General features: G+C 60.3%; 30 protein-coding genes. 13 read left to right on the top strand and 17 right to left on the bottom strand.

All coding sequences use genetic code 11. From position 1 onward, the window contains the following. Positions 1–4: 4 nt before the first annotated feature. On the bottom strand, positions 5–589 hold the full coding sequence (locus I6E56_RS00625) for a CDP-alcohol phosphatidyltransferase family protein (RefSeq protein ID WP_197135422.1): 585 nt from the start codon (positions 587–589) through the stop codon (positions 5–7). Positions 590–672: 83 nt separating this feature from the next. Between I6E56_RS00625 and I6E56_RS00620 the strand changes: the two genes are divergently transcribed. Next, positions 673–1,116, top strand: coding sequence for a hypothetical protein (locus I6E56_RS00620; RefSeq protein WP_197135421.1), 444 nt, complete (start codon positions 673–675; stop codon positions 1,114–1,116). Next, on the top strand, positions 1,116–1,523 hold the full coding sequence (locus I6E56_RS00615; RefSeq protein ID WP_197135420.1) for an RNA-binding S4 domain-containing protein: 408 nt from the start codon (positions 1,116–1,118) through the stop codon (positions 1,521–1,523). Before I6E56_RS00620 ends, I6E56_RS00615 begins: the two co-directional genes overlap by 1 nt. Here I6E56_RS00615 and I6E56_RS00610 read toward each other — a convergent pair. From I6E56_RS00610 to I6E56_RS00570, 9 genes are all read right to left on the bottom strand, one after another. After that, entirely contained in the window at positions 1,520–2,425 is a 906-nt protein-coding gene (locus tag I6E56_RS00610) for a cytochrome c biogenesis CcdA family protein (RefSeq protein ID WP_197135419.1), read from the bottom strand. The genes I6E56_RS00615 and I6E56_RS00610 overlap by 4 nt on opposite strands. Positions 2,426–2,427: 2 nt before the next feature. Continuing rightward, on the bottom strand, positions 2,428–3,189 hold the full coding sequence (locus tag I6E56_RS00605; protein ID WP_197135418.1) for a thioredoxin domain-containing protein: 762 nt from the start codon (positions 3,187–3,189) through the stop codon (positions 2,428–2,430). A gap of 130 nt (positions 3,190–3,319) precedes the next feature. Further along, entirely contained in the window at positions 3,320–3,610 is a 291-nt protein-coding gene (locus tag I6E56_RS00600; RefSeq protein ID WP_197135417.1) for a DUF4287 domain-containing protein, read from the bottom strand. 12 nt (positions 3,611–3,622) lie between these two features. Beyond that, positions 3,623–4,108, bottom strand: coding sequence for an SRPBCC domain-containing protein (locus I6E56_RS00595; protein WP_197135416.1), 486 nt, complete (start codon positions 4,106–4,108; stop codon positions 3,623–3,625). Positions 4,109–4,123: 15 nt separating this feature from the next. After that, on the bottom strand, positions 4,124–4,519 hold the full coding sequence (locus tag I6E56_RS00590) for a helix-turn-helix transcriptional regulator (protein ID WP_197135415.1): 396 nt from the start codon (positions 4,517–4,519) through the stop codon (positions 4,124–4,126). An 81-nt stretch (positions 4,520–4,600) separates the two neighbouring features. Beyond that, positions 4,601–5,386: a thioesterase family protein gene (locus I6E56_RS00585; protein ID WP_197135414.1), complete on the bottom strand. Its 786-nt coding sequence runs from the start codon at positions 5,384–5,386 to the stop codon at positions 4,601–4,603. Positions 5,387–5,461: 75 nt separating this feature from the next. Then, on the bottom strand, positions 5,462–5,728 hold the full coding sequence (locus I6E56_RS00580) for a Rho termination factor N-terminal domain-containing protein (protein ID WP_197135413.1): 267 nt from the start codon (positions 5,726–5,728) through the stop codon (positions 5,462–5,464). A 173-nt stretch (positions 5,729–5,901) separates the two neighbouring features. Beyond that, a complete protein-coding gene (locus I6E56_RS00575; RefSeq protein ID WP_197135412.1) occupies positions 5,902–6,993 on the bottom strand; it encodes an Rv2578c family radical SAM protein in 1,092 nt (363 codons plus the stop codon). 51 nt (positions 6,994–7,044) lie between these two features. Then, positions 7,045–7,608, bottom strand: a complete 564-nt coding sequence (locus I6E56_RS00570; RefSeq protein WP_197135411.1) for a TetR/AcrR family transcriptional regulator — start codon at positions 7,606–7,608, stop codon at positions 7,045–7,047. An 82-nt stretch (positions 7,609–7,690) separates the two neighbouring features. Here I6E56_RS00570 and I6E56_RS00565 point away from each other — a divergent pair, with 82 nt between their 5' ends. Then, complete coding sequence (locus I6E56_RS00565; RefSeq protein ID WP_197135410.1) at positions 7,691–8,047, top strand: sulfur reduction protein DsrE; 357 nt, start codon at positions 7,691–7,693, stop codon at positions 8,045–8,047. 68 nt (positions 8,048–8,115) lie between these two features. Here I6E56_RS00565 and I6E56_RS00560 read toward each other — a convergent pair whose 3' ends face one another. Further along, complete coding sequence (locus I6E56_RS00560) at positions 8,116–8,568, bottom strand: hypothetical protein (RefSeq protein ID WP_231606190.1); 453 nt, start codon at positions 8,566–8,568, stop codon at positions 8,116–8,118. 124 nt (positions 8,569–8,692) lie between these two features. Between I6E56_RS00560 and I6E56_RS00555 the strand changes: the two genes are divergently transcribed. Further along, positions 8,693–9,301: a GNAT family N-acetyltransferase gene (locus I6E56_RS00555; RefSeq protein WP_307842699.1), complete on the top strand. Its 609-nt coding sequence runs from the start codon at positions 8,693–8,695 to the stop codon at positions 9,299–9,301. Between the two features lie 38 nt (positions 9,302–9,339). On the opposite strand, the gene I6E56_RS00550 is transcribed toward I6E56_RS00555, so the two are convergent. Continuing rightward, complete coding sequence (locus I6E56_RS00550) at positions 9,340–10,704, bottom strand: LLM class flavin-dependent oxidoreductase (RefSeq protein WP_197135409.1); 1,365 nt, start codon at positions 10,702–10,704, stop codon at positions 9,340–9,342. A 144-nt stretch (positions 10,705–10,848) separates the two neighbouring features. On the opposite strand from I6E56_RS00550, the gene I6E56_RS00545 reads away from it, so the two are divergent. Beyond that, positions 10,849–11,433, top strand: coding sequence for a flavin reductase family protein (locus I6E56_RS00545; RefSeq protein ID WP_197135408.1), 585 nt, complete (start codon positions 10,849–10,851; stop codon positions 11,431–11,433). Positions 11,434–11,440: 7 nt separating this feature from the next. Here I6E56_RS00545 and I6E56_RS00540 read toward each other — a convergent pair whose 3' ends face one another. After that, positions 11,441–11,965 (bottom strand): hypothetical protein, encoded by a 525-nt coding sequence (locus tag I6E56_RS00540; RefSeq protein WP_197135407.1) that lies wholly within the window; start codon positions 11,963–11,965, stop codon positions 11,441–11,443. A gap of 93 nt (positions 11,966–12,058) precedes the next feature. Here I6E56_RS00540 and I6E56_RS00535 point away from each other — a divergent pair, with 93 nt between their 5' ends. Next, a complete protein-coding gene (locus tag I6E56_RS00535) occupies positions 12,059–13,210 on the top strand; it encodes an NYN domain-containing protein (protein WP_231606189.1) in 1,152 nt (383 codons plus the stop codon). A gap of 39 nt (positions 13,211–13,249) precedes the next feature. Here the strand turns inward: I6E56_RS00535 and I6E56_RS00530 are convergent, their stop codons facing one another. Further along, positions 13,250–14,299, bottom strand: a complete 1,050-nt coding sequence (locus I6E56_RS00530; RefSeq protein WP_197135406.1) for an MsnO8 family LLM class oxidoreductase — start codon at positions 14,297–14,299, stop codon at positions 13,250–13,252. Positions 14,300–14,432: 133 nt separating this feature from the next. Between I6E56_RS00530 and I6E56_RS00525 the strand changes: the two genes are divergently transcribed. Next, the gene (locus tag I6E56_RS00525) at positions 14,433–15,260 is read left to right on the top strand and encodes an alpha/beta hydrolase (RefSeq protein WP_197135405.1); all 828 of its coding nucleotides are present in this window, start codon (positions 14,433–14,435) and stop codon (positions 15,258–15,260) included. After that, positions 15,253–16,512 carry a cation:proton antiporter gene (locus I6E56_RS00520; protein WP_197135404.1) on the top strand — a complete coding sequence of 420 codons (1,260 nt, stop codon included), beginning with the start codon at positions 15,253–15,255 and terminating at the stop codon, positions 16,510–16,512. Before I6E56_RS00525 ends, I6E56_RS00520 begins: the two co-directional genes overlap by 8 nt. Positions 16,513–16,598: 86 nt before the next feature. Here the strand turns inward: I6E56_RS00520 and I6E56_RS00515 are convergent, their stop codons facing one another. Both I6E56_RS00515 and I6E56_RS00510 read right to left on the bottom strand, forming a co-directional pair. Then, on the bottom strand, positions 16,599–17,111 hold the full coding sequence (locus I6E56_RS00515; protein ID WP_197135403.1) for a hypothetical protein: 513 nt from the start codon (positions 17,109–17,111) through the stop codon (positions 16,599–16,601). 197 nt (positions 17,112–17,308) lie between these two features. Further along, positions 17,309–19,675: a phosphoketolase gene (locus I6E56_RS00510; protein WP_197137920.1), complete on the bottom strand. Its 2,367-nt coding sequence runs from the start codon at positions 19,673–19,675 to the stop codon at positions 17,309–17,311. A 235-nt stretch (positions 19,676–19,910) separates the two neighbouring features. On the opposite strand from I6E56_RS00510, the gene I6E56_RS00505 reads away from it, so the two are divergent. After that, positions 19,911–20,609: a DUF1294 domain-containing protein gene (locus I6E56_RS00505; protein WP_197135402.1), complete on the top strand. Its 699-nt coding sequence runs from the start codon at positions 19,911–19,913 to the stop codon at positions 20,607–20,609. Between the two features lie 38 nt (positions 20,610–20,647). Further along, positions 20,648–22,288: a serine hydrolase gene (locus tag I6E56_RS00500; protein WP_197135401.1), complete on the top strand. Its 1,641-nt coding sequence runs from the start codon at positions 20,648–20,650 to the stop codon at positions 22,286–22,288. 29 nt (positions 22,289–22,317) lie between these two features. On the opposite strand, the gene I6E56_RS00495 is transcribed toward I6E56_RS00500, so the two are convergent. Beyond that, complete coding sequence (locus tag I6E56_RS00495; protein WP_197135400.1) at positions 22,318–22,608, bottom strand: metal-sensitive transcriptional regulator; 291 nt, start codon at positions 22,606–22,608, stop codon at positions 22,318–22,320. Between the two features lie 111 nt (positions 22,609–22,719). On the opposite strand from I6E56_RS00495, the gene I6E56_RS14935 reads away from it, so the two are divergent. From I6E56_RS14935 to I6E56_RS00485, 3 genes are all read left to right on the top strand, one after another. Beyond that, positions 22,720–22,905 carry a hypothetical protein gene (locus tag I6E56_RS14935; RefSeq protein WP_231606188.1) on the top strand — a complete coding sequence of 62 codons (186 nt, stop codon included), beginning with the start codon at positions 22,720–22,722 and terminating at the stop codon, positions 22,903–22,905. Between the two features lie 217 nt (positions 22,906–23,122). Next, entirely contained in the window at positions 23,123–24,532 is a 1,410-nt protein-coding gene (locus I6E56_RS00490) for a rhodanese-like domain-containing protein (RefSeq protein WP_197135399.1), read from the top strand. A gap of 9 nt (positions 24,533–24,541) precedes the next feature. After that, positions 24,542–25,330, top strand: a complete 789-nt coding sequence (locus I6E56_RS00485; protein WP_197135398.1) for a sulfite exporter TauE/SafE family protein — start codon at positions 24,542–24,544, stop codon at positions 25,328–25,330. Position 25,331 lies beyond the last annotated feature (1 nt).

The following is a 25,331-nucleotide window of genomic DNA, read 5'->3' as shown; positions in this document are numbered from 1 at the left end:
CAACTCAGCCCCTCGGGAGGCGAGAAATACGGACAGATTGCGCAACATAGATGAAGCCTGCCCACCAATATAAGAACGCACCCCAGAGCGCGAACGCCCACCCGACTGGATCGGTAACCCCGGCAATTGCCGGGAATGCTTGGCCCAGCATCAAAATGGGCAACGCATAGAACAGTGCCGCCGTGGCGACTTTGCCCAAATGATGCACCGGTAGCGGGCCAAAACCGTAATTCGCCGAAATGATTCCCAAAATCACCAGCATGATGTCGCGCCCGACGATGACTAAGAACAGCCACCAGGGGATGACGTCGCGCGCGGCGAGACCAATCAGCGCGGCAAAAATAAACAGGCGGTCGGCCGCTGGATCGAGCAATTGGCCGAGTCGAGTGATTTGGTTGAACCGACGAGCAATCACGCCGTCGAGATAGTCGCTCAGACTGGAGAACACGAGAACGATCAGCGCCAGCGCGTCTTGGGCCGAGATGATCAAATACAAGAAGACCGGAACCAACGCGAGCCGGATGAAGCTCAAGACATTGGGCACAGTCCACACACGATCGCTGATCTCGGGTGAACTGCGTGTGGCCACCCTCCAAGTCTAGCGATCATCCGCGCGCAAAATGCCGTGAAAGCAACTCAATCTTCTCTGGACGCAGGCGTACCCTTGAATGCATGTCATGCATCCGCTTCAACACTCCAGCCCAGCGGGAACAAATGCGAGCAATGGCCCCCTCGATGCTCACCGCCGAGGAAGCGGCAGAACTCCACCCGGCCCCCGAAGTAACCGCGAGCAAAATCGCGAGGATCCGCATCCTGGCGGCCGACCCCAATCCGAAAATTCGCGAGAGTGCCGCGAGTAACCACAACACGCCCATCGACGTGTTCGAAACGCTCGCCCGCGATACTGACGACGGAGTGCGCGCCTGTGTGGCTCGCAACGAATACGCTCCCTGCGACGTTCTCCGGATACTCGTCGACGATCCCTCGGAGACCGTGCGCGGTTTCTTGGCGATCAACTTCTTCGTTCCCGAAGACACCATGCTCACACTCGCCGCGGATACCAGCGCCACTGTGCAGCGACTCGTGCAGTGGAAAACTGAACTCGCCTCCGCCTAATGGCTGCCGGAGCAGTTCGCGTCGATAGCTGGTTGTGGGCGGTGCGCGTCTACAAGACCCGCTCTCAAGCGACTACTGCGTGCCGTGCGGGCCACGTAAAAATTGGTGGCGCGAGTGTCAAAGCAGCGCAAGCAGTGAAAATCGGCGATCAGGTACGCGTTCGTATCGCTGGATTTGACCGCATCCTGGTCGTCAAGCAGACGATTGTGAAACGCGTTTCAGCAGTGACGGCCGCCGAAAGCTACGTGGACGAGACTCCCCCACCGCCCACTCGCGAAGAGCGTGCCTTCGCGCCGATGCGTGACCGCGGCGCCGGGCGACCCACCAAACGTGAGCGACGCGACCTTGAGAAGCTGCGCGGCAGAGACAGTATCGACACCGGCGACGATTGGATGACCGAGCTTTAGTTCGATTCAGCGTGGCGCTCAGGTGCCTCGGTTCGTTCGGGCGCTTCGGTTTGTTCAGGCGCTTGCAGGAGTGCTTTGGAACGGGCCCGACGCGACACCAGCCACACAACGACGGCGGCAGGAGCAGACACCGCTACCACCCCGAGCAAGAACACAACGTTGTTGATGCTCGCGCCCGTTGTGGCGGCCCATGACTCTGCACGGTACTGAGCGGTGATCGGGACAAATCCCCCCAGAGACGCGGTCCCGTCGCTGACCAACAGAAGGACACCGATCCCGATCGTGAGCGCGCCAGAAACGATCATGGTCCACGAGTTTGACCAGTTACGGATCGTGAGCGTGCGCGGACGCAGCCATGACCGACCACGCGCCCCCACACGCTTCCACACCGCAGCAAGCACGAGTAGAGGGACCGTGAGCCCGAGCGCATAGAGCGTAAGCATGATGGCGCCGTAGGCAGCGTTTCCGCTCAGAGCCGCAACCGCGAGCACCGATCCAAGGATGGGGCCAGCGCAGACACCGGCGACCGCGTAGACCATGCCGAGGGCGAAGACGGAAACTGCCGAGGTTCGATCTGTCGCGGCATCCGCGTTTTCGGTTCGACTGAAACCGGGAATCGGGATGCCGAACAGCTGAATCGCTCCGGCGACGATCACCACGAATGCTGCGCCAACCACGAGAGCACCGCGATGCTCATTGACGAGTGACCCCAGCGTGGCCGAAAACACTCCCAGCGGAACCAACGTGGTCACCAAACCACCGAAAAACAATCCCGTTCGCGCAAAAAGCTTTGCCGCTGAACCAAACGCATAGGCGAAAAACGCCGGCAACAGCATGACGGAGCACGGGCTCAATAGCGCAAACAATCCGCCGATGAATGCCCCGGCGTAACCGATGTCCACCGTTACTGGCCGGCCAATCGGAGCTGCTCATCGATTACGTCACGGAAGACCTGAAGAGGCTGAGCACCCGCGATCGGCACATCGTCGATCACAATGGACGGCACGCTCGTGACGCCAATTTGCTGTGCTTCGGACACGTTCGCTTGAACTCGAGCGATCAGAGCCGGACTACTGAGATCTGCCTCGAACTGAGCAAGGTCAGGCACCCCAATGTCGCGAGCGTACGCAAGGAGCTTTTCTTGGTCGATCTCGAGATGTCCCGTTTCGGGCGCCGATTCATACACTGCTGTGTTGTATTCCCAAAAGAGGCCTTGCTCGCCCGCCGCGTGGGCTGCAACAGCCGCCAACACCGAGGTTTCACCAAAAATGGGGTAGTCGCGCCATTCGATGCGCAGCTGCCCGGAGTCGACGTATTCGCTGATCAGTTCAGGAAGGGTCTCGCGCGACAACACCCCGCAGAAAGGACAGCGATAGTCCGCATATTCGACGAGCACGACGGGAGCATCAATCGCTCCCATCGCCGTAGGGTCTCCATCGATTCGACGAGCCAAGTCAATCGTGGGCTGGCTGCCCTCCTCGGCAGAGACCGACGGCAATGCCTGAGGCGTTGACGAACCGGAGTTTGCCTGGGCACCGGCAACGAACGCGACGGCGAGCAGCGCGAGCGCGCCTAGCCCGCCGAGTAGCATGACGAGCTGTTTGCGGGAATACTTGCGGCCGCCCTGTCGAGCTCGGTTCGACTGTGGCTTGCCGCTGTTTTTCACGCTACTGATCCTCTCGGGGCACTCAACTACCCTGCTTCTCGACCCCAAGAAGAGTCACTCCTCCACCCTACCCAGTGACAGCACATCGGAGCGCCAGAGCACTGCCCACCACCACGCTCACATCGCGGGGTTAGCCTGGTTTGCTCGCGGCACCATCGAGCCACAACGTGTCTGACTCGTCGCGATGCGTGCCCGAAGTGCCGACATGCTTGGAGTCGATACGAGCACCGTTCTTGATGACGTGAACAATCGCCATGCCGTATCCGCGGCCAAGCTGGTAATCGCTCGCAAGCCACTCAAGAATCTGTCCCGCTTTCGCCGAGTCATCGACGAAACCTTTCTCAGCCGCTTTCGCGATCAATTGCCGCGGCGTGAGCCCTGTCTTCTTCTCGACCGCATCGAGATATGCCTGAAATGACATGAGCAGCCCCTCCTAGTCGTCGGAGAGCAGTGCATCGATCTGGCCGATAGCCTCTCGCATGCCTTCTTCCATACCCATCTTCACCATTTCTTCGAGCTGCTCTGCAGACGCGAAACCCGACACGATCGTCAGCCGGGTGCCGCCGTCGATGGGCTCGAACGTCAGAAGAGCGGTCGTGACACCGATATCCCCCGATGGTTCGCCCTGGTCATCCGCAAATTCATCTTCGATGGAGACTTCACGCGGCGCGGTGATCGACAGAATGCGCCAGATACCGTGCATCCGCTCACCATCAGGACCTTGCATGAAGTAGTGAGCGCGCCCACCGGGAACGAACTCGTAACGCACGAAAGTTGCTGGCCACTCGGGCGGCCCCCACCAGCGCTCGAGTTGGCGCGGATCGCTCACCAGCTGCCAGGCGCGCTCAAGAGACGCGGCAAGTTCGGTGGTGGTCGTTAGGGTGAGTGCTTCAGGATCAGTGTGAGTTGTGACGTTCATTGCTTCACCATTTCTTTAGTCGTGAGGGATATCGACCCGAGCCCTTGAACTCATGGGGCTCGGTGGGGCCTCAGCGGTTGCGTCATCTCGCAACACGTCAGCCATTTGCACTGCACGCTGCTTCCACACCGCTTCGAAGTGAGAAAGAAGCTTTTGGATGTGATGAATCGAGGCGAGATTGCCACTGACAATCTGCTCACGACCCTGCCGGGACTTTGTCACCAACCCTGCTGCTTGCAGGACGGCAACGTGCTTTTGCACTGCGGCGAAACTCATGTCGTAGCGCTCAGCGAGACGCGACACTGAAGCATTTTCGTGCAGCACGCGATCGACGATGTCACGTCGGGTGGCATCGGCGAGGGCGCGGAACATCGCGTCAACTTCGGAGTCTGTCAATTCATATACAACCATTTGGTTGTATATTATGGCAGCGAGAAAATCGGCGCAAGAGGTAGTGAGAAAACTTTCTCCGCAGTCTCGCGCCAGAGAACGCTAGACCTTGCGCAGGGTCAAGATTTGCTCGGCGCGACCGAACGGCCCCCGCTCGTCGTGGAGCACTGTGGAGGTCAGGCCAATGCCATCCGAGCCAAAGTTCACCGCATTCTCGAGACCAAGCCACTCGCCAGCCGGCAAGCGGTACAAGTGCACCTGCAGGTCGACATTGGGGAAGGCATATCCGCCCGCCCCCGGTGTGACGCGAGTTGCGATGCCGTTGCTGGTGTCGACAAGGCCGGCCAGTCGAGCAAAGTCACTCACCGGCTCATCAGCGAGCAAGGGATACGGCGTGCGCAACCACACGCGGCCACTGCCCGACGCATGCTCGGGAAGCGCCCGCGCCTCAATTGATTGGATGTAGCCGCCAGGCCACTCGGAAAGGTTCACCGGTTCCCCCGCGAGCTCGCGGCCAGGCATCGGTTGATCGACGATTCCCTCAACCTCTGAGGTATCCGAAATTTGTAGGCGCCACGCCGTCGCACGCACGGCAACGCGGCCGCCCGCACTGAGCTCCGCCTGCACCAGTTCGATGGTGCGCCCTGGACGCACCACTGAAGTGACAATGTCGAATTCACCCGCCGGGATAAGACCCAAGATCTCGTAACTAATGCGAGCGATGCGGAGGCCTTCGCGTGCCTCAAATGCTTCAAGGACGTGCGCGAGAATACCGGCGACCGGAGCCATGTGTTGCTCGTGGGGATTCCACGCGCCCTGTGCATGAATGGTCGACTCAAAATGGGTGGCATCGTGTCGGAGATAGTAAGACTCTGCTGGTGTGGTCACTCCCCCAGACTAGTTAGCTCGTCGCTCGCCGTCATCGTCTCTTGCCCTCAATACCCACCGACCACGGGCTCACCTCTAGTGCGAACGAAGCAATTCGATTACTTCGGATTTCGTGAGCGCCGAATAACCGTGGAGGCCCAGCTCGCGCGCCCGCTTCTTGAGATCTGCCACAGTCCAGTCCTCATACGAACCCGCTTCTCCCCCACGATGCCCTACCTCGGAACGTCCGTCCCGTGCTGCGGCGTTAGAAATGCGTGCCGCTTTCTCCGCTGAGGCGCCATCATCTCTCAACGACTCATACAGTTCAGGATCCTTGAGGCGTGAATTCTTGTTCCTAGGCATCTGCTCTTACCCTTCCTGAGATCCTCGAGCACGGCTGTGCTCGTTCAGCCAAACATTACGCACCACATCCGGCGGCGGTAGGGATTGTGCGAAAACGCTCAGTGAGCGCGAACCGAACACCCAGCAATACAGCGGCGATGGCGGGAGCGACAGCGAGTCAGACGAAGACCGCGCTAGAAGAGGGTCGGTTGCGGCATTGCGCGCGCCGCCAGCTCGGGTGGCATTTCTTCCGCGATTAACGATCGGCCAATGAGACCAGAATGAACCGGAGTGCGGGCTCGGGAACCGACGATTCCCGTCGCGGGATCAAGCAATGTTCGCTCTAAGCCATGACGCCGAATAATCGGCTTCACCTTGGCTGCCAGCCATTGTCGATATTCTTTGGGGGCATAGTTGCCTCGCGAATACATCGAACGATATTTGCCCAGCAATTCCGGATGCGCCTGCTCAAGCCACCCGAGGTACCACTCCTTCGTTCCCTGCTTCAAGTGCAACGCCGAATACGTAATTGAGGTTGCCCCTGCCTCTTTCGCCTGAGAAACGGCACGCTCAAGATGGTCTCGCGTGTCGGTCAAGAAGGGCAGAATCGGCATCAAGAAGACAGCGCAATCGAGTCCAGCATCACGCACAGCGCTCACCGTGGCCAAGCGAGCCTTCGCGGTGGGCGTGCCCGGCTCGACCGACTGCTGAAGCTCGTCGTCGTAAATCGCGATCGACATGCCCACGTCGACGGGAACATGCTGGCTTGCCTCCGATAACAAGGCAAGATCACGCCGCAACAGCGTGCCCTTCGTCAAGATTGACAAGGGCGTTCCGGATGCCGCGAGGGCGGCGATGATGCCGGGCATCAGCCGATAGCGACCCTCGGCGCGCTGGTATGGATCCGTATTCGTGCCGAGCGCGACCGGATGCCGCCCCCAACTGGGTTTACTCAGCTCCCTAGCCAACACCTCAGCCACATTCACCTTGACGATGATCTGCGTGTCGAAGTCTTTGCCCGCGTCGAGATCGAGGAACTCGTGGGTTGGACGGGCGAAGCAGTAGGTGCACTGGTGGAGACATCCACGCATGGGATTGATCGTCCACCCGAAGGGCATATCACTGGCGGTGGGCACCTTGTTGAGTGCACTCTTGGCGGCGACTTCGTAAAACGTGACACCGTCGAATTCAGGGGTTCGCACTGTGCGCACCAGGTTGTTGAGCTTGGCAAGACCGGGCAGCGCGTCGGGAGCCTCACTGCCAATTTGTTGCCCACTCCATCGCATTACACTATTCGAACATATGTTCGAATAGTGCGCAAGCCGACGCGCCCGCAGCTAGGCCGCGGACACCAGCTCCCGCGCGAACTGTGCAATATCGCGAACCTGAGCCGAATCTCTCGTGAGCTTGGCCGTCGTGAGCGCACCGTCGTAGAGAACAATGAGCCGCGTGATCACGCTCTCGGCCGCATCCGGACCAATGATGTGGGTCACATGAGTGCGAAGCACCCGGCGGTAGCGGGCAATTGATGACTGCACGTCAGCCATATCGGGGCACTCGATGGCCGCATTAGTGAAGGGGCAGCCGTAGAAAGTGCCCTCGTCGACTTGATCGGCGACTGCAGTGAAGAGACGCGCGACGCGTTCGGCGGTCGAGGCGTGCTCGTCGTCGAACTCCGTTACCCGATCTAGCCAGGCATCCGCCTCGTCATCGAGGTAGGCCGCGATGAGAGCTTCTTTGCTCGGGAAGTGGTGATACATGCTGCCTTTCGCCACCCCCGCTTTGGCGATCACCGTATCGATTCCCGTGGCATTGATGCCGTGCGTATAGAAGAGATCCGCCGCAGTAGCGAGGAGTTTCATTCGCGAAGTCACGCGGATCTGAGGAGTTTCTGAGGCCATGTTGCAATTCTAGACGAACCCGTCTATATTTTCTAGACGGATCCGTCTAGAAACGCTGGATGGCCAACACAAGGAGTTTTCAATGTCAGACCTCAAGATCGCCGTCGTCATCCTCGAGACGCTCGAGAACAACAACGCTCGCGTCTACCGCGGCCTCAAGACCGCTCTCGAATTCAAGGCTGCTGGCGACGACGTCATCGTCATGTTCGACGGTTCAGGTGTTGAGACCCTCGCGAAGATTGCTGACGCTAGCCACCCCATGCACGGCCTTGTTACCGCTCTTGGCGACACGATCATCGGCGCCTGCGAGTTCTGCTCCAAGTCGCACAATGTGTTCGAGCCCATTCGCGACGGCGGCTTCCCGCTGCTTTCCGACAACGGCGGCGAAGCCAGCGTTCGCAAGCTCGTTGTCGACGGCTACCAGATCATGAACTACTAGCCCCCGAGCAGCGCAACGGCCCGGCGTGACCCACCACGACGGTGGGCACCCGGGCCATGCACAGTTGCTCATCGTCGCGAAGCGAGAACCCGCACTGCGACCAATCCGAGGATGACACCAAAGATCATGTGGCCCATCAAAGACAAGAGCGCTGCGGTGTCGATAGCGAAGAGCGCACCGCCGAGCATGAGCGGCATCATCATGAGAGGTCCGAGAACCCACCAGACAGCGCCGTAGACGAAACCTACGACGGCGCCGCGAGCGTAGCTCGTCAGAAGCAGGTTGCCGAAGAGGACCGTAAGCCCGATTCCGATCATGATCGAGATCATTAGGTGAACGAGAAATCCCACGACGGCCGATTCAGAACCGACCATCATGGCGAGCGTGGGCAGCATGCCCATCATTGCCATCATCATCCCGAAGACGACACCGCCGGCAACGCCGCCGACGACACCCGCCAGAGCGCGGCGACCGACCGAGGCGGACGTGTGAGCGATGGTGGAGTCATTAGTTGTAGTCATTGAACTACCTTTCCCATAGGTGTTGCGTGTAATTGGCGACACTACGGAAGGGGTAAAGCGAGTTCAGCAACCTCGAATACACAGTGACGATCGAGGCCGAGACCGACGCCCTCGACACCAAGGAATGCCGATAATTCGCCGCACAATTGAGCACCGCTGGCTCGCGGGCAGTGCTAGCGCTGCTATCGTCGTGGGAGTGTTTTCTAAAGTGACTGTTCCCACAACTCTCCAGACGCGAGACGGCGAAATGATTCTTCGCTACTCCGCTCTTGGCGACATCGACACGATTCTGCAACTGCTCGCGGACGACGCGATCAGCGCGCTGCGAGGCGATACTGCGCGCCCAGAAGACCGCCCCGCGTACGAAAAAGCGTTTCACGCTATCGCCACCACTCCCGCGAATGCTCTCCTCGTTGTCGAAGCGCCCTCGGGCGATGTCGTCGCCACCATGCAACTGACCGCAATTCCCGGCATGGCCCGCCGTGGCTCGCACCGCCTCCAAGTCGAAGCCGTGAGAGTAGCCGCGAGCCAGCGTTCGAGCGGAATCGGCGGCGCCATGATGCGCTGGGTTATCGACACCGCAGCGCCCACGCTTGGCGCCTCCCTCATCCAACTCACTTCTGATGAAGCACGCACCGATGCTCACCGTTTCTACACCAAACTCGGCTTCGAAGCGTCGCACATCGGTTTCAAGTACGCCGTCGACCTGCACCGCGAGACCCCCGCACAGTAGACGCGGGTTCGCGGTGCACTAGTCACGGCAGGTGACTCCTAACGCCGATAGCGAGCGCCCGCATGCTCCGCCGGGAGCCTGTTGCCACGCCCGTGCAGCTTGTGGCGCAGCGTGCCTTCCACATATTCCTCGGGATAGGTTCCGCGCGCCCGAAGCACAGGAATGACGTGCTCGACGACATCCTCAAACGTGCCCGGCGTGATCGCGTAAGCGAGGTTGAAGCCGTCGACATCCGTCTCTGCCACCCACGCCTCGAGCTCATCGGCGATCTCTTCGCCAGAGCCGATAATGAACGGCCCCAGGCCACCAATCGCACCGAGCCGAGCGATGTCCCGAACCTTCCACTCGCTGCCGTCGTCATTGGCCTGCTGAAAGTTCGCCACCGTCGACTGGATTGCATTGCTCTTGACATTGCCGATGGGTTCATCGAGGTCGTACTGCGAGAGGTCGATGCCCATCCATCCCGACATGAACACCAACGCACCTTCTTCGCTGGCGTAGCTCAAGTAGTCGGCATACTTCGCGTGAGCTTTCTCCGTTGTCTCATCCGTGATAATCGTCAGAAGCGTGTAGATGCGCGCTGAGTAGCGATCGCGCCCCGCCTCTTCGAGAGCATCCCGGATGCGAGCAACCGTTGCCTTGAGCCCCGCCTTGGTCGATGCCGCAACAAAGATCGCTTCCGCGTTGCCTGCGGCGAACTGGATTCCTCGTGGCGAAGCACCGGCTTGGTAAATGACCGGTGTTCGCTGCACCGACGGTTCTGACAAGTGGATGCCGGGAACCGTGAAGTGTTTGCCCTTGTGCTCGATGTCGTGCACCTTGCTCGGGTCAGTGAACACACCGGACTCCCGGTCACGGATAACCGCATCGTCTTCCCACGACCCCTCCCACAGTTTGTAGAGCACCTCAAGGTATTCGTCAGCGTGGTCGTAACGATCGTCGTGTTCGAGCTGATCGTCGTTGCCCATGTTGCGAGCAGCCGAGGGGAGATAGCCCGTGACAACGTTCCAGCCGACCCTGCCCTTTGTGAGGTGATCAAGCGTCGACATCCGCCGAGCGAATGGGTACGGATGTTCGTAGGCGGTTCCCGCCGTGATGCCGAATCCGAGGTTCTCGGTGACATGCGCCATGGCCGAGACGAGCAACAGCGGATCGTTCACCGGGACCTGAGCGCCGTGGCGGATCGCGGCCTCGTTCGAGCCGGCGTAGACGTCATAGGTGCCGAGGACATCTGCAATGAAGATGCCGTCGAAGGTTCCCTTTTCAAGCAGCTTTGCGAGTTCGGTCCAGTAATTGAGGTCTTTGTAGCGCCACGATTGGTCGTCGGGATGGCGCCACATTCCGGAGGACTGGTGAGCGACGCAGTTCATATCAAAGGCGTTGAAGCGAATTTGTCTAGGCATGCCCTTATGGTGCGCCGCAGCCGTCACCTCCGCACGTCATGGCGAAACAATCGGCGAAACAGAAGGACACATATCGACATATTCTCGCTTCGTCGCGTGCGGGGGTGCACGCTTGTCCGCATCCCCGAAACATTGGATGGACAGATGCAGACAACAAAGGAAAAACCACCGGCCGCCGCTAGCCAGAGCCTTGCCCACCACGAGATCGACGTCGAGGAGACGATGTCAGGAATCAGCGTCGCGGAATTTTCCAGCGCATTCCGCCACTACCCCGGTGGAGTCGCTGTTGTCACGGCGGAATCGCCGCTCGGCCCCGTTGCGCTGACGGTGACGTCGGTGGTCTCGGTGAGTGCCGAGCCCCCACTACTGGCGTTCTCGATCGGACACCGCGCATCCACAGCGCCCGGTATTCGCGCGGCGACCTCGTACGTCATCCACTTTCTCGGAAGCGAACAACTCGCTCTTGCGCAGCTGTGCGCCACGAGCGGGGTTGACCGGTTTGCCGACCGCGGACTGTGGGAACGCCTGCCCACGGGCGAACCCTACTTTCCGAGTGCTCCTGCACGAATCCTCGGCAAGCGTATCGACCAACTCGATACCGAATCCGCATCGCTCATTCTCGTGCTCGCGCAAGACGCGCACATCACCCCAGAGGCCGATCTCACTCCCCCACTGGTTCACCACAATCGGGCGTGGCACCGCCTAGGAGATCATTCCCACCTCGACTGAGGCATCGCTAACTGATCTGCGGTTCGGCTAACGCTTCGTCGTCGCCCCAGCTCTCCACGAGAGTGACCCGACCGCGTGAATCCTTGACCGCGAGCACCAAAGCGATGATGGCCGTTGCGATGCCAACAACCCCCAGCGGGTTTGCGATACCGATCGCAATACCGAGAGCGGGCTCATTGGGGCCGCTGATGATGGTCTGCAGACCGATCGGCGTGGAATCAGGTATCGTCAACCCGAGCAGAAAGGCACACACGCCGGATGCGATGAGCATCGTGTGAGTGAGAGGCCGCGTCTCAAAACCGCGGAGTTCGGTGCGCCGCATCGCTAGCCCAATGAGGACCAGCAGCACACCGAAAAGGACACCCAACGTCGTCGCGTAGATGATGGTGAGATCGCCGCCGATGCCGAATAGATGACGTCCGAACGAAACCCAACCCGCCACCGCGACACCACACACGATTGCGGCAACACCCACTCGACCAGAACCAGGTGTGCCCGGAGTTGCGCGAACTCGAATAGCACTATACGTCACGTGAGGTTCCCTACTCTTGCGGTGTCGACCTCAATGTTACCGAGCGAAAGGGCTGGAGTCTTTCCGCCGATCACCCCGGAAAAGGGGATTGTCATGAGCGAGGCTCACGATAAGACTGAGAAGAACTTTTCCCGAGGAGACCACATGGCAACCGCCACCGAAGGCCGCGTGGCCGTGTACATCGATTTCGACAACATTGTGATCTCTCGTTACAACCAAATTCATGGCAACGGGCAGTTTCTAAAGGACAAGGCTCGGTTTCACAATTCGAATCGCGTGACGACGAGCGTGATTGGCAACAAACTCATCGAAGCCACTGTGGATGTCGAAGCTATCCTCGACTACGCCTCTTCGTTTGGAACGGTGGCTTTCAGCCGCGCCTACGCCGACTGGTCGGTGCCGGTCAACTCCAGTTACCAGAAGCAGCTCATCAATCGCGCCGTGGAGCTCGTGCAGCTCTTTCCCCTTACCGCGCAGATGAAAAACGGTGCCGACATCCGCCTCTCCGTTGATGCGATGGAAGACATGTTCCGACTACCTGACATCACGCATGTCGTTATTGTCGCTGGGGATTCGGACTATGTAGCGCTTGCCCAACGCGCCAAGACGCTCGGCCGGTACGTCATCGGCATCGGCGTTGCCGGGGGCACTAGCGATGCGCTCACTTCATCCTGTGACAAGTTCGCGGACTACGATTCGCTTCCCGGTGTCGAGTTCGGCACGCCACCATCGCTTCAACAGACAGCCGCAACTACACAGCCGACCTCGGTAATAAAGTCACCGAAATCGGCAGATGCACCTGCAGCCGCCGCTACGCCTGCGCCTGCACCTGCACCGAAGCTCACGACGATTGTGGCTTCGAAAACCCCCAAGGCCGCGGGGCCCAAGAAGTCGCCGGCCACCCCACAAGCCAATGCGATGAAAGCGGGATCGGCAAAGAAGACCGCTGCGGTCGCCAAGCAAACCACACAGTCAGATAAAGACTCTCCTGCGAACGGAATGCGACCCTTCAAGATGCTGGTGAGGGCCATGCGACTCGTTCAGCAAAAAGAAGATTCAGAGTGGCTCAACAGCTCGGGAGTGAAGAATCAGATGTTGAGAATCGACCCGTCGTTCAACGAAGCCGCACTGAAATTTAAGACCTTCAGCGAGTTTGTCTCGTCTCATAGTTCGCACATCGAAGTGCGCGAACGCGACGGTGTGCGCGAGCTGAAGTTGCGTGCGAATGCATCTCAAATTAAATAGCCGCGCGAGCACGACAAATGCTCCTCGTCCTAGCGCGAATTAGACGAGCAACTGCTCCGCGAGCAGTTCGAGAGCGCGCACGCGCACGGGCGAAGTGTTCGCCGCATCCGCGTTGTGTGCCGACAGCCCAGGCACGACCATTACTTCGTCTACGCCGAAACGAGTGGCGAGCGACCGGATGCGTTGCGCTGCCGCGACCGGTTCGTCGATTACCCAACGCTGAGCCATATCATCCACCATTTGTTGTTGCGGCGCGGCGAGCTCTGTCGAGGCAGCTTCTTCGATGGTCGAGAGCGGGCCGAGCGGCATGCCGCTGAGGAGGCGCGCCATTTGCTGAAGTTGGGGCAAGGCTGCGGCACGAGCATCCGCCGCCGTTTCGGCGACAGCCACGTTTAAGGTGAGGAACGTCTTGGGGGCCTTCAGCAAGTCTGACGGCACAAAGTTGTCGCGGTAGAGCCCCAGAATGCGCGCGGTTCCTTCGCCCGAGAAGTGGTGGGCAAAAACGTACGGCATGCCCTGAGCTGCGGCTAGACGGGCCGAGTAGTCGCTTGAGCCGAGAAGCCAAAGATCCGCGACGGATGCCGCGTTCGGCGTTGCCGTGAGTTCGTAGCTGCGGCCCTGCTGCAGCTGCAAAGTGGCGCCGTCGGGATTCATGAGGCTGCGGATGTCGGCCACGTTGCGCGGGAACGCGTCGACATCGCTAGTGGTGCCGGTCATCCGCAAATATGAGGTGATCACAGGGTCGCTGCCGGGAGCGCGACCGATGCCGAGGTCGATGCGGCCCGGAAATGCTGCTTCAAGGATCGCAAACTGCTCCGCTACGACGAGGGGCGCGTGGTTGGGAAGCATCACTCCCCCAGAACCGACGCGAATTCGCTTCGTCTGGGCGGCGAGAATACCGATCAGCACCGCAGGGTTCGTGGATGCCACTGCCTTCATATTGTGATGCTCGGCAACCCAGTATCGCGAGAAACCAAGGTCGTCGGCGCGCTGCGCGAGCGCGGTTGTCGCCGCCAGTGCGTCGGCCGAAGTCTGGTTGCTGCGAACAGGAATGAGATCAAGAACAGAAAGGCGAAGTGGTGTAGTCATCACTCCTATTCAACGCTCCCCAGGCGTGGATATTCCTGAGTGAGCGAGTTAGCGGGCCTACAGCACGAAGCGACCACGATTCTCAGGTGGCCCTTCAGTGCGCGCGCGACCTGCCACTCCCTAGACTGGGGCAATGCACGCTGCTGATTCGTCTCCCGCTGACCCGACCGAGTCGATTGCGCCAGCGGAGCCAACATCACCGAACTCAACTCCAGGTCCTCGGCGAACTCGACGCGTCGCGCGCACGATTTTCATCTCACTCGCCGCGATCGTTGTTCTGCTCGTGGCCGGAATGCTCGTGTGGGCGAATGTGGGGGTGATGCAGGCAGAGCCTGATGCACTGGAGAGCGCGCGAACAAACCCGGCCGTAACCATCACCGAAAACCAAAACTCCTTCGTTCTCACTCCTACCGGTGACGCTTCAGGCGAAGGTCTCGTGTTCATCCCGGGTGCAAAAGTCAGCGCAGATGCCTACCTCTATAAGCTCTCCGGAGCGGTGGCCGAATCAGGGCTCACCGTTGTCGTGACGAAGCCCATCCTGAATCTGGCATTTTTCGACCAACGATCGCTTGACACCTTTACGGATGCGGCGCCCGACGTTGATGACTGGATCGTCGGAGGGCATTCCCTGGGCGGCGTTCGCGCCTGCCAATACGCCGAGCAGCCCGACGTCAGCGGACTCGTGCTTTTCGGCAGCTACTGTGCCAACGATCTTTCCGAAGTCGACATTCGCGTCTTGAGCCTCAGCGGAAGCAATGACCTCTTGAGCACGCCCGAGAAGATCATGGATGCCGCCGACCTGTTGCCGACATCCACCACCTTCTTTCCCATCGATGGTGCCAACCACGCCAGCTTCGGAGACTACGGAGTGCAAGCCGGAGACGGTATCGCGACCCTCGACACCTCAGTGGTGCGAGACGTGATCGCCGCCGAAGTGAATAGTTTTGTGAACAATGGATAGCACCGAAGAAGCCGTGGAAGCTGCCAACTGGGGTCTCGTACTCATCCCGATCCTGGCTGTCATGGCACCGCTGCTGGCACGCGCACTCTCTCCCCTAGTCCGCATCTCGATCGTCGTTTTCGAGCTCCTTCTCGGCATCCTGATCGGGCCAAGTGTTCTTGGTTGGGTTGGCGAATCCGAGTTCGTCGAGCAGCTCTCCGACTTCGGCTTGGCAATGCTGTTCTTTATGGCCGGAAACGAAATCCGACTGAGCGCTATCCGCGGCCGGAATGGTCGACGCGCATCACTCGGGTGGCTCATTGGGCTGGTCGCAGGAGTGGCGATCGGTTATCTCATCGAGCCAGGCTTTGGCGCCGTCGTCATCGGGATCGCGCTCTGTTCGACGGCACTCGGAGCGATCATGCCCATCCTGCGTGACGCCGGAGAACTACCAACCCGCTTCGGCAATTCCGCAGTCGCGCTCGGTACCGTCGGCGAATTTGGGCCGCTGATTGCCATCTCCATTTTTCTCGGAGCCAGCTCACTCGGAGTCTCCACGATCGTGTTGGGTATATTCATCCTGATTGCGATGACGCTGCTTTTCCTCGCGGCCCGCATCGAACACAACTCGCTCCACCGCCTCGTGACAACGACCCTGCACACCTCAGGTCAGTTCGCGATCCGGCTTGTGATCTTCATCGTCGCTGCGCTTGTCGTGCTGAGCATCGTTCTCGACCTAGATATGCTCCTCGGTGCATTCGTCGCCGGTTTGCTCTGGCAGGTCATGATGCGCCAAGCTCCCGAACGCGACCGCGCGATGGTCGACTCCAAGTTGGATGCCATCGCCTTCGGATTCCTTGTTCCGATCTTTTACATCAACACGGGAGTTTCGTTCGAGCTCAGCGCTCTCACCTCAGACTTGAGCGTGGCGGCACTCGTTCCCGTCTTCCTCGTACTTCTGCTCGTTCTGCGCGGCGTACCCTCGATGTTCGCCGCACAGAAAGGCGCGAGCACCCGCGAACGCGCCGCGCTGGGCCTTCTCGGCGCCACAGGGTTGCCCATCATCGTCGCCGTCACCGCAATCGGCGTCGATAGCGAATACATCGACTCTGGTATCGCCGCCGCTCTCGTCGGAGCCGGTCTACTATCCGTGCTGATCTTCCCGGTCATCGCGATGGCGTTGCGCGGAGACGCCGCCCAGCTGCACGCGAGCAGCACCGGGGATGATGCCCAAGACCGACCTGGCGAACCACACATCGCCGAAGAGGCCTAAGCGTCGCGACGGCCGACTCGCTGAAGCCGGCGCGACATCGCCAACGCTCTAGGTGAGCACCACCCTGTTAAATGAGCGCCGCCTCGCTAAGCGAGAATCGGGATCGTGCCTGTCGCGGTGTAGCCCGCGGAGTGCGGCAATGGCTCGCCCAAGACATCCGACGTGTCGTGCGCGACAACGGCCGCCTCGACAGGAGTCTCAGCGTGGGCGTGGATGATCGGAATGGACTCGGTGAGCGCCACCAGTCCGTCGCTGATGGTGACGAGCGGATCGGCATCCGTGCTCGAGAAAATCGGGAAGGAACGCCCCTCATCGGGCAAGCGGCGACCACGGCGAATGACCACGATCGTGGCGACGGCAAGCGGGATCGCGACAGCGCTGGGAGCGGCAACCCAGAACGACGAACTCATCAAACCATAAGCGCCCCAGACGGTGTAGCCAAAGACCAACAGCCACTGCGTGGTCTCCGAAATACCGGCAAGACGCACGGCGTCGTTGCGGCTCTGCCAGGTGATACGGGCCTGAGGAACCCACATTAGGAAGGAGAAAACGGTGCCCGCGAATCCGAGTGCGTTAATAGCGATTTCGGTGATGTTCATACCGGAGGATCTGATCTTTCTGACGGCCTAGGGAAGAACTCCCGAAGGGGCACGATTGCCGGGCATCAACGCGATGTCACGCTCATTCTAAGCACAAAATACGTCGTGCACCATCACCCCATGGGAGGTACTTTTTTGCGGGCCGCCAGCGTCAACAATCGCGTCCAAATACGACTGTCAGCACTGCGCTAAGCGCGTCACGGCCGGTTCCACTTCCAGTCGGCCACTTCGGGCATGTCCTCGCCGTGTTCTCGCGTGTACTGCCGCGCTTGCAGTCGCGTGTCATGCATCTCCTGCCAGAACGCCGCGTGCCGTGAAGTGAGGCCCGGAACCCGCTCAAGCACGTCAATGACCAAGTGGTAGCGGTCAAGATCGTTGAGCATCACCATGTCGAACGGTGTCGTCGTCGTGCCCTCGTCTTTGTAGCCGCGCACGTGAAGGTTTGCGTGCCCCGCCCGCTTATAGGTGAGGCGGTGAATCAGCCACGGATAACCGTGGTGGGCAAAAATCACGGGCTTGTCTGTCGTAAAGATCGCGTCATACTCGGCATCGCTGAGACCGTGCGGATGCTCCGATTCGCTGTGCAGGCGCATCAAGTCGATGACGTTGACGACCCGCACGCGCAGCTCGGGGATCCGCTCACGCAAGATTTGCGCGGCCGCCAAGGTTTCTAGGGTCGGAACGTCGCCGGCACAGGCGAGGACGACATCCGGTTCCTGGCCGACGACTTCGGTGCCAGCCCACTCGAACAGCCCGATGCCGCGCGTGCAGTGTTCAATCGCCGCGGGCATGTCGAGCCAGTTGTTCTCGGGGTGCTTGCCAGCAATGACGACGTTGATCTTGTTGACGGAACGCAAGCAGTGGTCGTAGGTGGCGATCAACGTGTTGGCGTCGCACGGGAGGTAGGCCCGAACGACATCAGGCTTCTTGTTCATGACCAGATCAAGAAAGCCGGGGTCTTGGTGCGAGGCACCGTTGTGGTCTTGACGCCAGACATGCGAACTCAGCAGATAGTTGAGCGATGACACTGGTCGACGCCACGGGATTGCGTTAGCGCCCTCAAGCCATTTGGCGTGCTGGTTGAACATCGAATCGACGATATGGATGAACGCCTCATAGGAATTGAACATCCCGTGCCGACCGGTGAGGAGATAGCCCTCCAGCCAGCCTTGGCACTGGTGTTCGCTGAGCATCTCCATGACGCGCCCCGCCCGCGCGAGGTGGTTATCGGAATCGATGGGGAGGTACTCGGCATCCCACTGTTTATCGGTGGTGTCGAAGACAGCACTCAGACGATTGGATGCCGTCACATCGGCCCCAAAGATACGGAAGTTGTCGGGGTTGTCGCGAATCACATCGCGCAGCCACTCCCCCAGCGCGCCCGTCGCCGAGCTCGTGGTCTCGCCCGGATTCGGCACGTCGACGGCGTACTCCCGAAAGTCAGGGAGGCGCAACGGCGCACGGAGCAATCCACCGTTGGCAACGGGGTTGGCGCTCATGCGGCGATCTCCCGCAGGAGCGAGTGCGGTGGTCAGCTCACGCGGTGCGCCGCTCTCGTCGAAGAGTTCCTCTGGGCGGTACGAGGCCATCCATTCCTCAAGCTGCTGCAGATGTTCCTCGGTGTCGCGCACGCTCGCGAGCGGCACCTGGTGCGAACGCCAGTTGTTTTCAACAGGGCGCCCGTCGACCACTTTCGGGCCCGTCCAGCCCTTGGGCGTGCGCAGAATGAGCATCGGCCAGGCCGGGCGCCCCTCGAGCGTTCCTGCTGCGGCATCCGCTTTGATCCGAGCGATGTGATCGACGATGTCGTCAAGCGTCGCCGCCATGCGCTCATGCACAGCACGAGGATCTTCGCCGTCGAACCCACCAGAGACGACGTAGGGTGTGTGCCCGTACCCGCGCATCAGATCACACAGTTCGTCTTCGGGAATGCGGGCCAGCACTGTCGGGTTCGCAATTTTGTAGCCATTGAGGTGCAGGATTGGCAAGACCACACCATCCCGCTCCGGGTCAATGAACTTGTTCGAATGCCAGCTCGTCGCGAGCGGCCCCGTTTCGGCTTCACCATCGCCGACGACCGCGGCGACAAGCAGGTTGGGGTTGTCGAAGACGGCGCCGTAGGCATGCGACAGGGCATAGCCCAGCTCGCCACCCTCGTGGATGGAGCCCGGCGTTTCGGGAGCGGCGTGGCTCGGAATGCCACCCGGGAACGAAAACTGTCTGAACAACTTGCGGATGCCATCCGCACTCTTATCAATATCGCCGTACGTCTCGCTGTAGGTGCCATCGAGGTACGCACTCGCGACAACGGCAGGACCACCGTGACCCGGCCCAGCCACGAAAATAGTGTCGGTGTCGCGTTCTTGAATGATGCGATTGAGATGGGCCCACACAAAGTTCAAGCCGGGCGTCGTACCCCAGTGCCCCAAGAGTCGAGGCTTCGTGTGCTCGCGGCGGAGAGGTTCACGCAGCAGCGGATTGTCGAGCAGATAGATCTGGCCAACAGCGAGGTAGTTGGCTGCGCGCCACCACGCATCCAGCTGATCGAGCGTGTGGGGTTGCACTTCGGCGGCACGAGGGCCACACCATGGCTGGCGGGCGACGGGTTCTTGAACAGGCACGAGATTCTCTCTTCTCTTCACGATGATGTGGTTGAGGTCATCCGTTCGATCGCGACCCCATTCTCGCTGAGGGCGCCCCGCCAGTTTAGGAGCAGAGCTCAGCTCTGTGGGCCAAATACAGCGAGCCTGAGGGTACGCCGATACCGTGCACAGCGGCTCGGGCAGTTACCCTCAATACATGGGTTCGCGAAGCGCACGACAGCAGGGTGCGTTGGCGTCATGGAACGACGAACGTGGCTTCGGGTTCATCACCGTTGACGGCCCACGCAGCGCTAACGGCGCTGGCAACGACAGCGGCGACAACAGCCGCAACGGCGAAAGCGTCTTTGCCCACATCTCTGCCTTCCCACGCCGTGATGCCCGCCCGACTCCCGGCGAACGCGTGAGTTTCGTGGTCGAGCACACGAATGAAGGTAAAGTTCGGGCTCGCACAATTCGTTACCTCTCCGCCTCAGGTCGCCCGCTACGCACGAAACGACGCAAGTCCGGCACCATGAGCTATGTCGTGCTGGCTACCTTCGTCGTCGCGATCGGTATTCTCACCGCCATCGGTGCCCTCCCGTGGCTATTTGCAGCGCTATACCTCGTAATGAGCATCATCACGTACATCCTGTACGCCAGCGACAAGAAGGCTGCGCAAACAAAACAGTGGCGGGTGACCGAAAGTGCCCTCCTCGGTCTCGGGTTGTTCGGCGGCTGGCCGGGCGCGATTCTTGCGCAACAGCGACTGCGCCACAAAACCCACAAGCCGCTCTTCCGCCAAGCCTTCTGGGGCACTGTTGTGCTCAACATTCTGGTGTTTGCGATTCTGACGACAGCCCTCCGGGAACCGATGCTCAACCTTGTGCGTCTCATTCTCGACGTCACTTCTGCCTAGCCCTGCCGAGTTCATCGCCCGCGTTCTAGGCTGGAGCCATGGAATCTTCAGCCAAGTTCCGCACAGTCCGTCGCTCCCGCACAGCGCCCGCGATGGTGGCGCTGCTTGCTGTCTCTGTTGCCGTTTCTGGATGCACGGCAGCGGCATCCGGTGGTCTTGAGGTCATTGAGGGCGACTCCCCAGCCTCTGATGTCATCGCGCTGAGTGCGGGCAGCAGCGACGTGGACGTGGTGCGAGCGGTCGACGCTGCGGTCGAACAACTTCCTGAGTTGGCCGCAATCGCTATGGATGAGACCGGCACCCCCGGTCTCGCGATCGCTGTTGTGCACAACGGAGAGATGATTTATGCCAACGGTTTTGGAGTGCGCAAAGCAGGAACCACTGACAGAGTGGATGCCGACACGGTGTTTCAAATAGCGTCAGTTTCGAAATCCCTTTCTGCCACGGTCGTCGCCCGCGCCATCACCCAAGAGGCAGTGGAGTGGGACACTCCCGTGCGCACGCTGCTGTCTGATTTCTCTCTCGCAGACTCGTATGTCACGCAGAACGCAACGATTGGCGACTACTTTAGCCACCGCACCGGGCTCGCGACCGGAGCTGGCGATGACCTGGAAGATGTGGGCTACGAGCGCGACTACATCCTCGACCACCTTCGGTATCAGCCCCTCGACGATTTCCGCAGTAGCTACCACTATTCGAACTACGGCATCACGGTAGGAGCGGAAGCGACCGCTGCAGCACTCGGTATGGACTGGAACGACGCCATCCGTGAACTTGTTTACGAACCGTTGGGAATGACCGCCACAAGCTCGAGTTATGCGGACTTTGTGGCGCAGCCCAATCGGGCAACGCTCCACACCTTCGTCGATGGCGAATTTCAGCCGCTCTTCGAACGAAATCCCGACCCACAGTCCCCCGCGGGAGGCGTCTCATCGACCGTCGGCGACCTGTCGCAGTGGATGACGATGATCCTGTCCGACGGCGAGCATAATGGTGAGCCGTTCGTCACCCCCGAATCGCTCGTGCCTGCGATCACGGCGCACAGCATTAGCGCGCAAGCCTCCGCCCCCGACCAGCGCACCGCAAGCTACGGCTTCGGGTTCAACGTGGGCAGCCAGGCTGGAGGCCGAACAACGCTGAGTCATTCTGGCGGCTTCGTTCTCGGCGCCGGCACAAACTACCAACTCGTGCCCAGTCTCGATCTGGGAATAGTGATTCTGACCAATGCGGGCCCCATCGGCACTGCTGAAGCCCTCAACGCGCAGTTTCTCGATCTGGTTCAGTACGGCGAGATTCAGCGCGATTGGCTCGGCGACTACTACGGTGCACTTTCTGGACTCAACGCCCCGGCAGGAGATCTTGTCGCAGAGACCAAGCCCGACACCGCTGGGGCTTCCCTTTACCTCAGCGATTATGAAGGCACCTACCGCAATGACTACTTTGGCGACCTCGTCGTGGCTGAAGTCGATGGTTCGTTACAGGCTGCCCTCGGCCCGCGCGAAAACTACATTCTTACGCTCGAAACTTGGGACTCTGACACCTTTGCTTTCGTCCCCACGGGCGAAAACGCGCCCCACGGCTCCCTCTCTTCGGCGACCTTCGCGCGGTCAGGCGGGGCCGTCACCGGGGTGACGCTGGAGTTCTTTAACGCTCACGGCCTCGGAGAGTGGCGCCGCTAACCCCCAGTGGCCTCGTACGTGCGCATCCGCTACGCGAGCGAAAGAAAGAGCTTCTCGATCTCGTCTGACTGAGGCGAGCCTTCGGCATCCGGGTTAATGAGGCATTCCTTCATCGCTTCGGAGATCACGAGGAACCCTGCGCGGTCGAGAGCTTTCGAGACTGCAGCCAGCTGGTGCACGACGTCGCGGCATCCGGCTCCCGTTTCGACTGTCGCGATCAGTGCGCCCAGTTGTCCCTGAGCGCGACGCAGACGATTCGCGATCTTCTTTTGCGCGTCGGGATCGGCTACCGACACTGATTCGGATGTGGAGGAATCCATAGTTGTCTCGCTTCTCTCGTGTGAGTTGACAGTTTCGATACCCCATGGGGTATAGTCTGAGCATACCCCCTAGGGTATTACAACGGATAGCCAATCAACGAAAGCAGAGTTATGTGCAGAGCAGTTACGTGTCGTACATGCGGCAAAACTACGTGGGCCGGATGCGGAGAACACATCCAGACCGTCAAGCGCAGCGTGCCCGCATCCAACTGGTGCAACGGCAAGCACTCGCAGTCGGAGATTGACGCCGCGAAATCAAATCAGGGCGGCTTTTTTGCCCGCCTCTTCGGTCGTTAGGAGATCACATGTGTGCACAAGTCACTTGCCAGAACTGCGGTAAACCCACCTGGGCTGGCTGCGGAGAACATATCGAGGATGCCCTCGCCAACGTCGCTGAACGCGACCGATGCCACTGCTAACGAGCAACTACTGCTCACCCACAGCCACCGCTAACCATGCACCGCCGTTAGCGTCTTCCCTCCCCCGGACATAGCGAACACTCACTGGAGTAAACATGCTTCTCGAACGCATCTATGACACCGACCTCGCTCAGGCTAGCTACTTCATCGGTTGCCAAGCCAAAGGCGAAGCGATCGTTGTTGACCCCCGCCGCGACCTCGACGTTTATCTCGAGATCGCCGCCAAGAACGGGATGACCATCACGGCCATCACCGAAACCCACATTCACGCCGACTACCTTTCCGGCACCCGCGAGCTTGCCGCTCGCACCGGTGCGGAGATTCTGGTGTCTGACGAAGGTGGCCCCGACTGGACCTACGGGAGCGCCTTCGACGGTGCTGTACGCATGAAAGACGGCCACATCATTACCCTCGGCAACATCACGCTGAAGGCTGTGCACACTCCTGGGCACACGCCTGAACACCTTTCCTTTTTGGTCACCGATGGCGCACAAGCTGACGCTCCCGGTTTCATGCTCAGCGGAGACTTTGTCTTCGTCGGAGATCTCGGTCGCCCCGACCTTCTCGATGAAGCTGCCGGCGGCGTTGATACCCGTTTCGGCGGAGCGAAAGACATTTTCGCCAGCCTGCGCGACCGCTTCCTCACCCTTCCCGACTATGTGCAGGTTTTGCCTGCCCACGGGGCCGGTAGCGCCTGCGGCAAAGCTCTCGGCGCAATTCCGACAACCACTGTCGGGTACGAACGCGCGTTCGCGTGGTGGAGCCACTATGTGGAGAACAACGACGAGCAAGGCTTCATCGACGAGCTACTCAACGGTCAACCGGATGCTCACGCCTACTTTGGCCGCATGAAGGTGCAGAACCGACAGGGCCCGAATGTCATGGGCACCGTTACCCCGCTGCGCGAGTACACGACCGAGGAAGTCGCGACAGCGCTCGACGCCGACAGCGCCATCCTCATTGACACTCGCAACAACAGCGAAGTTCACCGTGGCACTGTGCCGCGATCCCTCAACGTCCCTGGGCCCGAGAAAGCAGCAAGCTACGGCGCTTGGGTCTACAACCCCGATACTGAAACACGGCCCGTCATCCTGCTCGCTGACGACCTTGAACATGCACAAGAGCTGCGCGATCACCTCGTGCGCGTGGGCATCGACACCGTGTCAGGCTTCGTGACGACCCTCGATGGGCTCAATCTTGTTGTGCCCGAGCTTGTCGATCCAGCCACGCTCGATGACGTTGAGCGCGTGCTTCTGCTCGACGTACGCAACAAAACCGAGTTCGCCGAGGGACACATTCCCGGGGCCGAGCAACTGAGTGGCGGCCGTGTGATGTGGTCGCTCGACCAACTCCCCCGCGAAGGAACCATCGTGACGTATTGCCAAAGCGGAGTGCGCAACAGCGTGGCCGCGAGTGCTCTGCGTCGCGCAGGCTACGACGTTGCCGAACTCGATGGCTCGTACCTTGGTTGGCTCGCAACTGCCGGTGCCGTTCCCGCGGTCTAACGCGCCCTCATGGAGCCAAATCTGATCATCGCGCTGGCCCTTGCCGTGCTCGTGGGAGTTTCTCTCGGGATGCTCGGCGGGGGCGGCTCGATCCTCACCGTGCCGATCCTCACCTACGTTGCTGGCTTTGAGCCACAGCAAGCGATTTCGGCTTCACTATTTATTGTGGGCGTCACGAGCGCCGTCAGCGTTTTCCATCATGCCCGAGCAGGGCGCGTTCGCTGGCGAACCGGATTGATTTTCGGTGTCGCGGGAATGGCTGGCGCTTTCGCCGGAGGTATTGTCGGCGGCTACATCCCCGGCACAATCCTGATGGTGCTCTTCGCCGCCATGATGGTCGCCACCGCAACTGCCATGATCCGCGGGCGCAAGAAGGTGCCGGCGGGATCAGTTCACGAGCCAGCAAAGCTTCCCGTCCTCCGCATTGTTCGGGACGGCTTCTTCGTCGGAATTGCCGCCGGGCTCGTGGGCGCTGGGGGCGGCTTCCTCATTGTTCCCGCGCTCACGCTTCTCGGCGGGCTTCCGGTGGCGGTCGCCGTGGGCACCTCGCTACTGATTATTGCGATGCAGTCGTCGGCAGGGCTTGTCGCCCACCTCTTTACCGTTGACCTTCCGTGGCCAACCATCCTCGCATTCACCGGGATCGCCGTTGCGGGCTCGTTTGTGGGCGCCGCTCTCGCTGGTCGAATTCCCGAAACCGCCCTGCGCAAGGGATTCGGAATCTTCGTTCTCGCTATCGGCGCCTTCGTGCTTGTGCAAGAAATCCCGCAATTGCTACCCCTCGTGACAGGAGCGTGAC

Source organism: Salinibacterium sp. NK8237 (genome assembly GCF_015864955.1).
Taxonomy (GTDB): Bacteria; Actinomycetota; Actinomycetes; order Actinomycetales; family Microbacteriaceae; genus Rhodoglobus.
Note: the sequence above shows the minus strand (reverse complement) of the source record. Positions and strands in the feature narration are given on the sequence as shown.

Bases quoted from the DNA above. Each gene is read 5' to 3' on its own strand.
- I6E56_RS00620 (WP_197135421.1), top strand. From the start codon at position 673: ATGTCATGCATCCGCTTCAACACTCCAGCCCAGCGGGAACAAATGCGA.
- I6E56_RS00615 (WP_197135420.1), top strand. From the start codon at position 1,116: ATGGCTGCCGGAGCAGTTCGCGTCGATAGCTGGTTGTGGGCGGTGCGC.
- I6E56_RS00600 (WP_197135417.1), bottom strand. From the start codon at position 3,610: ATGTCATTTCAGGCATATCTCGATGCGGTCGAGAAGAAGACAGGGCTC.
- I6E56_RS00595 (WP_197135416.1), bottom strand. From the start codon at position 4,108: ATGAACGTCACAACTCACACTGATCCTGAAGCACTCACCCTAACGACC.
- I6E56_RS00590 (WP_197135415.1), bottom strand. From the start codon at position 4,519: ATGGTTGTATATGAATTGACAGACTCCGAAGTTGACGCGATGTTCCGC.
- I6E56_RS00580 (WP_197135413.1), bottom strand. From the start codon at position 5,728: ATGCCTAGGAACAAGAATTCACGCCTCAAGGATCCTGAACTGTATGAG.
- I6E56_RS00575 (WP_197135412.1), bottom strand. From the start codon at position 6,993: ATGCGATGGAGTGGGCAACAAATTGGCAGTGAGGCTCCCGACGCGCTG.
- I6E56_RS00570 (WP_197135411.1), bottom strand. From the start codon at position 7,608: ATGGCCTCAGAAACTCCTCAGATCCGCGTGACTTCGCGAATGAAACTC.
- I6E56_RS00565 (WP_197135410.1), top strand. From the start codon at position 7,691: ATGTCAGACCTCAAGATCGCCGTCGTCATCCTCGAGACGCTCGAGAAC.
- I6E56_RS00560 (WP_231606190.1), bottom strand. From the start codon at position 8,568: ATGACTACAACTAATGACTCCACCATCGCTCACACGTCCGCCTCGGTC.
- I6E56_RS00555 (WP_307842699.1), top strand. From the start codon at position 8,693: ATGCCGATAATTCGCCGCACAATTGAGCACCGCTGGCTCGCGGGCAGT.
- I6E56_RS00550 (WP_197135409.1), bottom strand. From the start codon at position 10,704: ATGCCTAGACAAATTCGCTTCAACGCCTTTGATATGAACTGCGTCGCT.
- I6E56_RS00545 (WP_197135408.1), top strand. From the start codon at position 10,849: ATGCAGACAACAAAGGAAAAACCACCGGCCGCCGCTAGCCAGAGCCTT.
- I6E56_RS00535 (WP_231606189.1), top strand. From the start codon at position 12,059: ATGAGCGAGGCTCACGATAAGACTGAGAAGAACTTTTCCCGAGGAGAC.
- I6E56_RS00530 (WP_197135406.1), bottom strand. From the start codon at position 14,299: ATGACTACACCACTTCGCCTTTCTGTTCTTGATCTCATTCCTGTTCGC.
- I6E56_RS00525 (WP_197135405.1), top strand. From the start codon at position 14,433: ATGCACGCTGCTGATTCGTCTCCCGCTGACCCGACCGAGTCGATTGCG.
- I6E56_RS00520 (WP_197135404.1), top strand. From the start codon at position 15,253: ATGGATAGCACCGAAGAAGCCGTGGAAGCTGCCAACTGGGGTCTCGTA.
- I6E56_RS00515 (WP_197135403.1), bottom strand. From the start codon at position 17,111: ATGAACATCACCGAAATCGCTATTAACGCACTCGGATTCGCGGGCACC.
- I6E56_RS00505 (WP_197135402.1), top strand. From the start codon at position 19,911: ATGGGTTCGCGAAGCGCACGACAGCAGGGTGCGTTGGCGTCATGGAAC.
- I6E56_RS00500 (WP_197135401.1), top strand. From the start codon at position 20,648: ATGGAATCTTCAGCCAAGTTCCGCACAGTCCGTCGCTCCCGCACAGCG.
- I6E56_RS00495 (WP_197135400.1), bottom strand. From the start codon at position 22,608: ATGGATTCCTCCACATCCGAATCAGTGTCGGTAGCCGATCCCGACGCG.
- I6E56_RS14935 (WP_231606188.1), top strand. From the start codon at position 22,720: ATGTGCAGAGCAGTTACGTGTCGTACATGCGGCAAAACTACGTGGGCC.
- I6E56_RS00490 (WP_197135399.1), top strand. From the start codon at position 23,123: ATGCTTCTCGAACGCATCTATGACACCGACCTCGCTCAGGCTAGCTAC.
- I6E56_RS00485 (WP_197135398.1), top strand. From the start codon at position 24,542: ATGGAGCCAAATCTGATCATCGCGCTGGCCCTTGCCGTGCTCGTGGGA.